Source organism: Desulfobacterales bacterium (genome assembly GCA_034003325.1).
In the GTDB taxonomy this organism is placed as follows: Bacteria; Desulfobacterota; Desulfobacteria; order Desulfobacterales; family JAFDDL01; genus JAVEYW01.
Genome location: JAVEYW010000023.1, coordinates 45,939 through 58,071, shown reverse-complemented (window position 1 = coordinate 58,071; position 12,133 = coordinate 45,939). Strand labels below are relative to the sequence as shown.

Annotated in this window: 12 protein-coding genes; 5 read left to right on the top strand and 7 right to left on the bottom strand. The window is 51.1% G+C overall.

Going from position 1 to position 12,133, the window contains the following annotated elements; translation table 11 throughout:
• Positions 1-487: 487 nt before the first annotated feature.
• The 7 genes from mce to RBT11_18865 form a co-directional block, all read right to left on the bottom strand.
• Positions 488-889, bottom strand: a complete 402-nt coding sequence (gene mce / locus RBT11_18895; GenBank protein MDX9788853.1) for a methylmalonyl-CoA epimerase — start codon at positions 887-889, stop codon at positions 488-490.
• 60 nt (positions 890-949) lie between these two features.
• Positions 950-2,131 (bottom strand): pyridoxal phosphate-dependent aminotransferase, encoded by a 1,182-nt coding sequence (locus RBT11_18890; protein ID MDX9788852.1) that lies wholly within the window; start codon positions 2,129-2,131, stop codon positions 950-952.
• 13 nt (positions 2,132-2,144) lie between these two features.
• Positions 2,145-3,077 (bottom strand): malate dehydrogenase, encoded by a 933-nt coding sequence (gene mdh, locus RBT11_18885; protein ID MDX9788851.1) that lies wholly within the window; start codon positions 3,075-3,077, stop codon positions 2,145-2,147.
• Positions 3,078-3,105: 28 nt separating this feature from the next.
• Positions 3,106-3,876, bottom strand: coding sequence for a succinate dehydrogenase/fumarate reductase iron-sulfur subunit (locus RBT11_18880; protein MDX9788850.1), 771 nt, complete (start codon positions 3,874-3,876; stop codon positions 3,106-3,108).
• Positions 3,873-5,786, bottom strand: coding sequence for a fumarate reductase/succinate dehydrogenase flavoprotein subunit (locus RBT11_18875; protein MDX9788849.1), 1,914 nt, complete (start codon positions 5,784-5,786; stop codon positions 3,873-3,875). The genes RBT11_18880 and RBT11_18875 overlap by 4 nt, the downstream gene beginning before the upstream one ends.
• A 13-nt stretch (positions 5,787-5,799) precedes the next feature.
• The gene (locus RBT11_18870; protein MDX9788848.1) at positions 5,800-6,441 is read right to left on the bottom strand and encodes a succinate dehydrogenase cytochrome b subunit; all 642 of its coding nucleotides are present in this window, start codon (positions 6,439-6,441) and stop codon (positions 5,800-5,802) included.
• A gap of 326 nt (positions 6,442-6,767) precedes the next feature.
• Positions 6,768-7,316, bottom strand: a complete 549-nt coding sequence (locus RBT11_18865; GenBank protein MDX9788847.1) for an HD domain-containing protein — start codon at positions 7,314-7,316, stop codon at positions 6,768-6,770.
• A 331-nt stretch (positions 7,317-7,647) separates the two neighbouring features.
• On the opposite strand from RBT11_18865, the gene tolQ reads away from it, so the two are divergent.
• The 5 genes from tolQ (at position 7,648) to pal (ending at position 12,077) form a co-directional block, all read left to right on the top strand.
• Positions 7,648-8,388 carry a protein TolQ gene (tolQ, locus tag RBT11_18860; GenBank protein MDX9788846.1) on the top strand — a complete coding sequence of 247 codons (741 nt, stop codon included), beginning with the start codon at positions 7,648-7,650 and terminating at the stop codon, positions 8,386-8,388.
• Complete coding sequence (gene tolR / locus RBT11_18855) at positions 8,388-8,816, top strand: protein TolR (GenBank protein MDX9788845.1); 429 nt, start codon at positions 8,388-8,390, stop codon at positions 8,814-8,816. The genes tolQ and tolR overlap by 1 nt, the downstream gene beginning before the upstream one ends.
• Positions 8,817-8,987: 171 nt before the next feature.
• Entirely contained in the window at positions 8,988-9,974 is a 987-nt protein-coding gene (locus RBT11_18850) for a TonB family protein (GenBank protein ID MDX9788844.1), read from the top strand.
• Between the two features lie 55 nt (positions 9,975-10,029).
• A complete protein-coding gene (gene tolB / locus RBT11_18845) occupies positions 10,030-11,355 on the top strand; it encodes a Tol-Pal system beta propeller repeat protein TolB (GenBank protein ID MDX9788843.1) in 1,326 nt (441 codons plus the stop codon).
• Between the two features lie 164 nt (positions 11,356-11,519).
• Positions 11,520-12,077 (top strand): peptidoglycan-associated lipoprotein Pal, encoded by a 558-nt coding sequence (gene pal / locus RBT11_18840; protein ID MDX9788842.1) that lies wholly within the window; start codon positions 11,520-11,522, stop codon positions 12,075-12,077.
• Positions 12,078-12,133: the final 56 nt, after the last annotated feature.

Here is a 12,133-nt window from a genome sequence, read left to right as displayed (position 1 = left end):
CCTGCTTTTTTGGCCACGTCCCGAATATTGGCTTTATGAAAATCGGAATTGGAAAAAATATCCGCTACGGCGCTTTCCAGCCGCTTATAGACCTCAGGTTTGAGTCCAACACAGAGCAAACGGCCTTCTTCCTCATTTTCATCGTCTATATTCATATCTATCGTATCGCTTCGCCGTTAGAGTCCATCCTTCAAAACGTGATTGTCGCCGGGACGCAACTTGAAAAAAATATGTTATTATTATTAATTTGAAATCAATTAGGTTAGTTACTGTATAAAATTATTATTTTATACCAATAATATGTAACATTGTTACTATTATTGCAAATAAAAAAAACCACTATCTTCAAAAATTTTATCAAAAAGAGGAAGGATCGGACGGTCGGCTTTAACGGCGAATAAAAAGGAATAGGGGAATCAACAAGACAATCAGCCGTCTTTTGGACCCTGTTCAATGGACTTGGAAAATGCGATGCCTGTGATAACGGCTACCGCTCGGAGAGTTCCACCAGCACCCCGCCGGTCGATTTCGGGTGTAAAAACGCAATCTTCGCGCCACCGGCGCCTTTTCGGGGCGTTTCATCAATCAAACGTACCCCCTTGGCCTTCAATTCGGCGAGGGCTGCTTCAATGTCGTCCACCCGAAAGGCAATATGCTGAATTCCCTCACCTCTTTTTGCAATGTAGGCGGCAATGGGGCCATCCGGGGATGTGGACTCCAATAATTCCACTTCGCTCTCTCCCACCGGGAAAAAGGCCGTCGTCACCTTCTGCTCCGCCACGGTTTCGGTGCCCTCGAACGGCAACCCCAAAATGCCGGCCCAAAAATTTTTGGCTTGGTCGATATGGTTCACGGCAATTCCCAGATGGTCAATTTTCAGAATCTTCATTTCCATACTCCTTTCCAGCGGCTCTCATGCGCCGCTCACTGAAACACAGCAGGTTTGAGTTCACTTAAAATTCGCCATCACCTTTTTAAATCCGGGAAGCGCATGGATGATGGTCGTATCCTCCACGCAAAAGGCGATTCGAAAATGCCCGGGCCCGCCAAATCCGCTACCCGGGACCACGAGAATACGCTCTTCTTGAAGCGCCCGAACAAAGGCGACATCATCGGCGATAGGGGACTTTGGAAACAGGTAAAAGGCGCCCGGTGGTATAATAAATTCATAGCCCGCCCCTGCCAACCCCTTGCAGAGCAGATCCCGTTTGCGAGCATAGGCACCGACATCCACGGTAGCGCCTTGAACGGCTGCTACCACGCGCTGCATCAACGCCGGTGCATTCACAAAGCCCAGAATTCGGTTGGCCAGGGCCATTCCGCCCAGCAGCGCTTCCTTGTCGGTGACATCGGGACCCACGGCAATATAACCGATCCGCTCTCCGGGCACGGAGATATCCTTGGAAAAGGAGGTCACTATCAAGCTTTCCGAATAGGCAGCCCAGATGCTCGGCACAACAGCGCCGTCAAAAACGATCTTTCGATACGGCTCATCGGAAATCAGATAAATTGTTTTGCCGTAATCCCTGCTTTTGTCCGCAAGCAAGCGGCCAAGCGCGGCGAGGCTTTCCTCGGAATAGATCTGGCCAGTGGGGTTGTTCGGGGAATTGATCAGAACCGCACGGGTTTTTTCGGTGACGGCGGCCGAAAGGGCTGTCAAATTTAACGTAAAATCCGCGTTCGTCGGAACGGTTTTAAGCTCACCACCATGATTGTCCGCATAAAAATGATATTCCACGAAATAAGGCGCGGGCGATAAGACTTCTTCCCCGGGATTGAGAATGGTTTTAAAGATAACATTCAACCCGCCGGCGGCGCCGCAGGTCATAATCACATCGTTTTCGGAAACGGACCGGCCGTGCTCACGGGACAACATGTCCGCCATCGCCTTGCGTACAAAGGGATAGCCCGCGTTCGGCATGTATCCATGGCTGCCGGGCGCGAGGTCCTTGACAATGCCCACCAGTGTGTCATTGAATACCGCAGGCGGTGGAAGATTCGGATTCCCCAGGCTGAAGTCGAACACCTTGTCATCGCCGTAAAGCGCCTTGAGCCGGGTCCCTTCTTCAAACATTTTTCGAATCCAGGAGCTTCGGGTCAGGATGGATTCGATTTTTTTTGAAACCGCCATTCGTGTTTTCCTTTCAGCCTATGTTCGAGAGAATATCCACCAACCCTTGAACCGCAGCCGCCGATTTTTTTAAGGCCGCATCTTCTTCCTCGGTCAGCCTGACTTCGATAATCTGCTCCATCCCTTTTCGTCCCAATTTCACGGGCACGCCAATAAATAAGTTATGAATACCAAATTCACCTTTTAGATAAGCGGCGCAAGGCAATACCTTTTTCTTGTCTTTTAAGATGGACTCGGCCATTTCCACCGCAGATGAGGCCGGTGCATAAAAGGCGCTGCCGCTTTTAAGCAACCCGACAATCTCGGCGCCGCCGGTGGCGGTCCGTTTCACCAGGGCATCGATTCGCTCCTTGCTCATCAGTTCCGTGATGGGAATTCCCGCCACCGTGGAATATCGCGGCAACGGCACCATGGTGTCTCCGTGACCGCCCAAAACAAAGGCATGGGTGCTTTCAACGGAGACATTCAGCTCCATGGCAATAAAGGTTCGAAACCGGGCCGAATCCAGCACACCGGCCATACCGATGACCCGCTCTCTGGGAAACCCGCTGGCATCCATGGCCACATGACACATGGCATCCAGAGGATTACTGACGATAATAAGAATCGCATTGGGCGATTTGGGGACAACCTGGGTCACAACGCCTTTTATAATCCCGGCGTTGGTGGCGATCAAATCATCCCGGCTCATACCGGGTTTACGTGGTATGCCGGCCGTAATGATAACGATGTCGGAGCCGGCCGACTCATCATACCCATTGGCGCCGATGAGTTTGGCATCATGCTTTTCGACCGGCGCGGCCTGCATAAGATCAAGCGCTTTTCCCTGTGGAACCCCTTCGACGATATCAATCAATACCACATCACACAGCTCTTTTTCAGCCAGCCGCTGTGCCGTCGTAGCGCCCACAAAACCGGCACCAACCACCGTAACCTTTTTATCCATAAAAGCCCCCATCCGGACAATGTCCCCGTTATCGTTCTTCAGAGACAATCACCGCCTTTAAAAACTCGCGGTTCATTCGGGCGATATTGGTGATAGAAATCTCCTTTGGGCACTCCGCTTCGCACTCGGCCTCATTGGTGCAATTGCCGAATCCGAGGGCGTCCATCGTCCGTACCATTTGAAGCGCCCGGCGGGCGGCTTCGGGCCGGCCTTGCGGCAACAGGGCCAGGTGGGATATTTTCGCGCTGGCAAACAACATGGCCGCCGCATTGGGGCAGGCCGCCACGCAGGCACCGCAACCGATGCATGCCGCGGCATCCATCGCCTTTTCCGCCGCGTCCTGGGGTACGGGGATGGCATTGGCGTCCTGCGCGCCCCCCGTGTTCACGGAAACATAGCCGCCGGCCTGAATGATTTTGTCCAGAGCGCTTCGATCCACCACCAGGTCTTTGATGATCTTAAAGGCCCGGGAGCGCCACGGTTCAATGACCACGGTATCGCCATCTGAAAAATGCCGCATATGAAGCTGGCAAAGGGTGGTCCCTTTTTCAGGGCCGTGAGCCCGGCCGTTGACCATCGCACCGCACATGCCGCAAATGCCTTCCCGGCAGTCATGATCAAACGCGATGGGGTCCTTGCCCTCTATCGTCAGCGTTTCATTGACGACATCGATCATCTCTAAAAAGGACATGTCCGGTGAAATGTCCTTGGCGTTATAAGTTTCAAGCCGTCCCTTCTTATCCGGCCCGTTTTGCCGCCACACTTTCAGGGTTAGATTCAGAGTCTTTTTGCTGCTCACTTGTAACTCCTTTGGGTAAGGTGAACGTTTTCGAACGTCAACGGTTCTTTATGAAAGGCAGGGGCCTTGTCCGCACCGGCATATTCCCAGGCCGCCACATGGCAAAAATTTTCGTCATCCCGAAGCGCTTCGTTCTCCTCGGTCTGGAATTCTTCGTTGAAATGACCACCGCAGGATTCCTGGCGCTCTCTGGCATCAATCACCATTAATTCCGCAAACTCGAGAAAATCCGCCACGCGGCCGGCCCGCTCCAGGCTCTGGTTAAAGCTGCCGGCGGACCCGGGCACCGTGACATTATTCCAAAATTCGCCCCGCAAATCCTGAATCAGGGACCTGGCTTTTTCAAGCCCGGCGTTATTTCGGCTCATGCCGCAGTAATCCCACAGAATCCGGCCCAGCTCCCGATGAAAATCATCCACGGTTCGTCGCCCATTGACCGCCAGCAACCGATCGACTTTTGCCCGGCATTGGGCCTCAACATCTCCAAACGCCGCGTGGCTTTCCGATACCTTTCCCAGGGAAGTGCCGGCCAGATACCCACCGATCGTATAGGGAATGACAAAATAGCCGTCGGCCAGCCCCTGCATGAGCGCACTGGCGCCGAGCCGGTTGGCCCCATGGTCGGAAAAATTGGCTTCCCCGAGAACAAAAAGCCCATCCAGCGTACTCATGAGATTATAATCCACCCACAGCCCGCCCATGGTGTAATGCACCGCCGGATAGATCATCATCGGCGTTTCATAGGGATTTTCAGCGGTTATTTTTTCATACATCTGAAAAAGGTTGCCGTATTTTTTCTCTATCACCCCCCGGCCGTCACGCTTAATGGCATCTTCAAAATCCAGATACACAGCCAACCGGGTTTCCCCGACCCCTTTATCTTCATCACACTGCACCTTGGCATTCCGGGAGGCCACATCCCGCGGCACCAGGTTGCCAAAACTCGGATATTTTCTTTCAAGATAGTAGTCCCGCTCGGATTCGGGAATCTCATGGGGACGGCGCGTATCGCCGGGTTTTTTCGGTACCCATACCCGGCCGTCGTTTCGAAGCGATTCGCTCATCAGCGTCAGTTTCGACTGATACGTCCCGTGCACCGGAATGCATGTGGGATGAATTTGGGTGAAACACGGGTTGGCAAATAGTGCGCCGCGCCGATAGGCCCGGAAAGCCGCCGTGACATTGGAGGCCATGGCATTGGTGGAAAGAAAAAACACATTGGCGTATCCGCCGGTGCACAATACCACCGCGTCAGCCGAATGGCGCTCCATCTCTCCGGTCACCAGATTCCGGGTAATAATTCCACGGGCACGGCCGTCCACCACCACCACATCCAGCATCTCCCGGCGCGTATACATCGTCACCTTGCCGGTCGCCACCTGGCGGGACAAGGCGCTGTAAGCCCCCAAAAGCAATTGCTGGCCCGTCTGCCCCCGGGCATAAAAGGTACGGGAAACCTGAGCGCCGCCAAAGGACCGGTTGGCCAGAAGTCCGCCGTATTCCCGCGCAAAGGGCACGCCCTGGGCCACGCACTGATCGATGATGTTGTTGCTGATCTGGGCGAGGCGATAGACATTGGCCTCTCTGGCCCTGAAATCACCCCCCTTGACCGTATCGTAGAATAACCGCCAGATACTGTCGCCATCGTTCTGATAGTTTTTCGCGGCATTGATGCCCCCTTGCGCGGCGATGCTGTGCGCCCGCCGGGGACTGTCCTGAATACAGAAACATTTGACATTGTAGCCGAGCTCTCCGAGAGAGGCCGCAGCAGAGCCGCCGGCAAGGCCGGTGCCGACCACAATGATGTCATATTTTCGTTTATTGGCCGGATTGACCAGCTTCAGGTCAAACCGGTAGCGTTCCCATTTATCCGGCAGCGGACCACCGGGAACTTTTGAATCCAGCTTCATATATGGTTCCTTTCTATGAAACGAACGAAATATAGATCGGTAAACTGCCAAAGCCGATCCCGACGACAACGGCAAAGACAACGCTTAAGATTCGAATCAACGGCATGTACTTGGGGTGGTTGGCCCCGAGCGTCTGAAACGCGCTCCAGAGCCCATGACTGACATGCACACCCGCAATCACCATCGCCGCCACATAGATTGCCACGTACCAGGGGCTTTGAAACGCATTTAAAACAATCTGAAAAATTGTGGTTTGTGATTTGTCCACAAAATGAAAGTTGATAAGATGAAACACCACGAACAAAATCAGCGCCACGCCGGTATATGGCATGGTGGCCGATCCCAGGGTTCGTCCTCCCGCACGCTTTTTCATGGCATACCGCACAGGGCGGGCACGAAAATTTTCCAAAACCAATGTGCCTCCCGTAATCACATGAACCAAGGCGAAAGCGAGAAGCCCCCACTCCGCAACCTTAAGCAACACTCCCAGGGAATGCAATTTTTCAGCATACGCGTTAAAAGCATCCCCACCGCCGTACATGGTGAGATTCCCCAGCAGATGCATGACCAGAAAACCGATAAAACTCAATCCGGTTACGGCCATCATTACCTTTTTTCCCACCGATGCGGTAAACGTACCTGCCCACGCATTCATCTTCTACCTCCAACGTCTTAATGTAATCTGCCATTGCCCGAATATCGGGCAATCACCTACCATGGAAAAAGTGACCTTCGGTTCCGTCGATCCCAATCAACTATAAATCTGTTATCATTTTATTTTTTAAAATTTCAATTTGTTAATAGCTTTAAGCCACTAAAATAAACTTATTTTGTAACAATGTTACTGTTTATTGAGCAAACTCGCCCGGCTGTCAACAAAAAAACAGCCCTTCGGCTTATTCCGCAGTTTTGTCCAAAACAAGCATCGCGGGCAGCCGGATTCATCCGATAAAATCGGGTGTCCGGGCCAATTTTTCATCATTAAAAATCTTTCAACCACCAATGATCCCATTCGGTATGCAAAATCCAGCAGACCAATTGTTGACCGGCTTCGGTTTGTACCCGGGCGCGAACATGGGCGATCCATTTTTCCGGTGTTGCGTGACCGATATCTTTCAGTGATTTCAAATCAAGTAAAAAGGAGAGTTGATCCGCATCATGGGCAAGCTTTGCTTCAAGCGAGCGCCCAGCGCGAAATTCTTCCAGCAGCGCTCTTATTTCACCACCAAAAGGGAGTTTTTGCGTTAAGTCAGCGACAGCCCTGTCTTCATCGGCGCTGACATATTTTTTCTGAACCGCATTCAAATCTCCGGTCCTTGCCTCGGGCAAATCGTGCAGCAAACACATTTGAAGCAGTTTGAGGGCATCGGCCGATGGTTCCAGCATGGAAAGAACGTGGGCAATAAAACTCGTCATGAAGATATGCGCGGCAACGGACTCTCGCCCGACCCCGAGGTACGGATACCCTGAGCGCGGAATATCTTTGAGCATTTTTGCCTCAAACAACAAATCTGCAATCGCCTGGACCATTTTTATTCTCCATGGCACGCGCAGGCCCTTGTCCGCCCGGATATGCCAATGCAAAGGGCAGCCTACTGAAACAATTCGATTTTAATAAAATTTTCATAAAAAGAAAAATGTTTACCCCCTCCCAGCTTGAAAATCAACTCCTTTATTTTTCATATACAATCCTGAAACACCTTGACACGAAAATAAATTACTTATAATTTAACGAGCTTGTATATATGGCGATTCGCCCATTCCAACGAAGCCCGCCATCAAAAAATAAAAAGCGCTGGCATTGATTTCCTTTTCGGTTTGATGCCAGTCTTTAATAAATCGACAACAAATTGGAGCGGTTATGGTTTTGCAAGAGCTAGATCTGTTTCATATGATACAAAATGCCAGCTTAATGGTTCAGTTCGTCCTTTTGCTGCTGTTCTTTTTTTCGGTTTCTTCCTGGACCATTATCATCATCAAATACCGCTACATACGAAAGGCATATAAAGAATCCGCTTTATTTAATGAGGTGTTCTGGAAAAGCCGCGATTTTTCAGATGCTTATTATAAAGCCAGGGAATTGCAGGTCAGCCCAATCGCCCGCGTGTTTCGTATTGGATTTGTGGAGCTTAAACGACTGAACCGCACCGGAGCCAGTGCGGGCGCCAAACCGGCGGAACCGACCGGTGGAGAAACGGCGTCTTTGGCCACCCAACTTGTGGGGATTGATAACATCAAGCGTGCGCTTCGACGCTCAACGGTCACGGAAATCACTAAGATGACACAGATGGTGCCGTTTCTGGCCACTACCGGCAACACCACGCCCTTTATCGGACTTTTCGGGACCGTCTGGGGCATCATGGGGTCCTTTCACGGGATTGGTATGCGTGGATCAGCCAGCCTTGCCGTTGTGGCTCCCGGCATCTCAGAGGCACTGGTGGCGACTGCAGCGGGCTTGGCCGTAGCCATTCCGGCGGTTATCGCTTTTAATTATTTCATGCAAAAAATTCGGGTGATTGAATCTGAAATGCAAACGTTTTCAGCTGATTTCTTGAATATTATCGAGCGTGATTATCTCAGAGACAAGGGGAGCAACCGATAATGCAAACCGGATCAAACAATCAGCTGATGTCCGACATTAATATAACGCCCTTTGTGGATGTAATGTTGGTGTTATTGATTATTTTTATGGTAACGGCACCCATGATGACGCAGGGAGTCAACGTCAATCTTCCCGAGGCCACCAACGAGGAACTTCCCTCTCAGCAGCAAGAACCTCTAATTATTAGTATCGATGCCGCGCAGGACGTTTATATCAATGATTCCAAAGTCGCCCTTGACTTTCTACGGGAAAAGCTTATTAAAATTTTGGAAAATCGGAAGGATCGCGAGGTATATGTTCGGGCGGACAAGGATATTCCTTACGGCATCGTTATTCGGGTCATGTCGGAGGTAAAAAATGCCGGGGTTGAAAAGCTGGGCATGTTAACGCTCCCTCCGGAAGAGGATCATAAGCCCAAGAAAAGTTAATATTAGAGCCGATTTCAAAACGTTTCAGTTGAGTCCGGGTCAAGGCGGGATTCCTGTCGCGGCCAAACCGACCGGAAGAATACAGTCGCGTACTTCGATGACTGAAACTTGAACCCAGCTTCATAGATTGGGCAAAATAGAACGTTTTGAACCCGGCTTATTAGGCCGAAAATGAAGTCTACAACGCCTGCATATAACCGAACGGCTGAACCAACCGCCGAGGTCGACAGATTGTTCATGCCGGTGGCGGTTTCCGTCATCGGACATTTTCTTCTGTTGGGGCTGTTGATCGCCACTCCGAAGTTTCCCGTTAGTCGAGATCTGCCCGCGGGTGCGATAAGCGTGAATCTTGTGGCCGTTCCATCGTATACATCGGCTGCTCCTCCGGGAAAAAAGATTCCGGGAAAACCGGCCAAGAAAATAAGTGCACCAAAGCCCAAAGAGACACCGCCTTCAGTTAAAAAACCACCGAAAGTGAAGGCTGAGGTTGCTGTGAAACCACCCCTGAAGAAACCGGTTGTGGTGGAACCGCCCCCGAACGCACCGGTAAAAGAGGCGATATCCCTTGCACCCAAAGCGGTGACGCCCAAAGTGTCTCTTAAGAAAAAAACATATCAGGCCGAAAAGGTCGTCGAAAGCGCCATCAAGCGGATTGAACAAAAGACGGGGGAATCCTCCAGTCCGGCAGCACCGGCAGAGACTACTGAACGAAATCCGATACAGGAAGCGCTTGATCGAATGGCAGCCGCAGTCGAAGAAAAAGAAGCCGCCGGCGGGGGGGGGGGCACTACCGAGGGCGCCATTGGAGAGGATGCCACCGGCGTCGGCGGCGGCCTCGGCGGTACGGGCAAACCAAGACAAATGGATTTATTTGATATTTATCGCGTCGAGATCGCCCGTTATATTCAAAAAAACTGGGCGTATTCAGATCAGCTCTCTGGCGGCCAGAGTAATATGGCCGCCTGGGTGATTATCGAAGTCACCCGGCAGGGTGAAATCACCAACTTTTGGTTTGAGAAACGATCCGGGAATACTTATCTTGACGAATCGGCCGCCAGGGCGATTCAGAAATCAAACCCCCTGCCGCCCTTTCCGCCCGGCGTAACGGAATCGATGCTGCAACAGGGGCTTCGGTTTACGCCGACGGGAATAAAGTAAGCCGGGTTATAAAGCTAACCAAAAATATTTTGAATGTTGAATTAAGGAACGCAGCATGAGATTTTCATTCAGGGCCGCCGCCCTGCTGATAGCGCTTACCATTACCTGTCTCGTACCGGGATATTGCCGAGCGGCATTTGAGTATATTGATATTACCAGCCCGTCTTTACGGAAAATACCACTGGCCGTACCCATTTTCAAAAGCCTTACCCCCAACTATTCGGAAGATAAAATTGCCGTGGAGGGGGCTGACCTGCTGGCGAGTACGCTTGATTTCACAGGCTATTTTAAACTGCTCGACCGGGGGGCGTTTCTCGAAGATCCCCGGAAAACCGGTCTTGTACCGCCAACCCTCAAGCTTACCAATTGGACCACCATCGGTGCCGAACTGCTGGTCACAGCGGGTGTTTCCGTCTCCGGCACGCTCCTGGAAATGGAGCTTCGCTTGTACGACACCTTCAAAGGACGGTTGGTGGTCGGGAAAAGGTACACCGGGTATATAACAGACCAACGAAAAATTATTCGCCGGTTTTGCAGTGAGGTCATATTCGAGCTGACCGGTAACCGCGGCATATTTTCAAGCAAAATCGCCTTCGTCTCAACCGGTACAAAAACCAAGGAAATTTATACTTGTGATTTCGACGGGTATGATCCCATGCAATTGACCCGATCAAGGTCCATCACCTTGTCTCCGGCCTGGTCCTGGGACGGGCAATGGCTTGCCTACACTTCCTACGAGAAAGGAAATCCGGATCTTTTTATCCGTCATTTGAACGAAAAACGAGGCACGGTGGTCTCAAAAAAAGGGATTAACATCACCCCCGCCTGGGTTCCGAACCAATTTGCGCTGGCAGCGACCCTTTCGTTTTCCGGCGATCAGGAAATTTATCTATTGACCGGCAGCGGAGAAATTATTAAAAATCTAACGAGTAACTGGGGTATAGACGTATCGCCGAGCTGGTCGCCGGACGGCAAGCAGATGGCCTTTGTTTCAGACAGGGCCGGCTCGCCTCAGATATACATCAAGAATATTGATTCCGGTGAGGCGCGCCGCCTGACCTTTGAAGGCAAATACAACACCTCTCCGAGCTGGTCACCGAAGGGGGATAAGATCGCTTATGAATCCAAGGATAATGGAAATTTTAACATCCGCGTGATAGGCGTTGACGGCGCCGGGCTGTATCAATTAACAAATGATGCGGGAGATAATGAATCCCCTTCGTGGGCCCCGGATGGCAGCCTTATTGCCTTTAGTTCCACACGCGAGGGGCCATCCAGAATTTTTATTATGACCGCTTTCGGTACGGATCAACGTCGTTTATTAGCCCTGCCTGGAGAACAAACGAATCCAAGCTGGTCACCCAACATAGCACCCAACTAACCCCGATATGGGAAAAGGAGGAAAAAGTGTGCAAAAGTTTTTGGATAAACTTTTGCCGAAGAAAAAGAAAAAGATAGATCAGGCTCACATAGTAGTTTGTTTTTGGAATCTGCATTATTTTAAACGCGGTTACTTTAAATTCAATTAATTATCAGGAGGACAGGATGAATACGAAAATTTGGAGATGTTTGTTGTTGCTGTTGATTATTCCGGGATTGTTGACAACGGTCGCATGCAGCAAAAAAGCCGTGAAACAGGACACGGGAATGACTACCAGCTCAGCCGTCGATGAGGCGGAATTGGAACGGCAAAGACGGTTGGCTGAAGAAGCCCGTATGCGCGAAGAAGCCCTTCGGAATGCGGAACAAGCCAAAATGGAAGCCCGACAGAAATTTGAGAACGAAGATGTTTATTTCGCGTTTGACAGCGCTGCGCTGTCCATGGACGCTCAAGCCATTTTGAAAGAAAAGGCTCAGTGGCTTGCCGCAAATCCGGACGCCTCAACGACCATTGAAGGCCACTGCGATGAACGCGGCACCAATGCCTACAACTTGGCATTGGGCGATCGTCGGGCCAATAGTGCCAAGAGCTTTTTGGTAAATATGGGAATTGCAGACTCCCGAATGTCCGCCATCAGTTATGGTGAAGAACGTCCCGTTGATCCGGATCATAATGAAGCCGCCTGGGCAAAAAACCGGCGCGCCCATTTTGTGCTGCCATAATAAGTAAGTTAAAAACAATCGGAAAACCGGCTGCCGGCGATTCATAAACCGGCAGC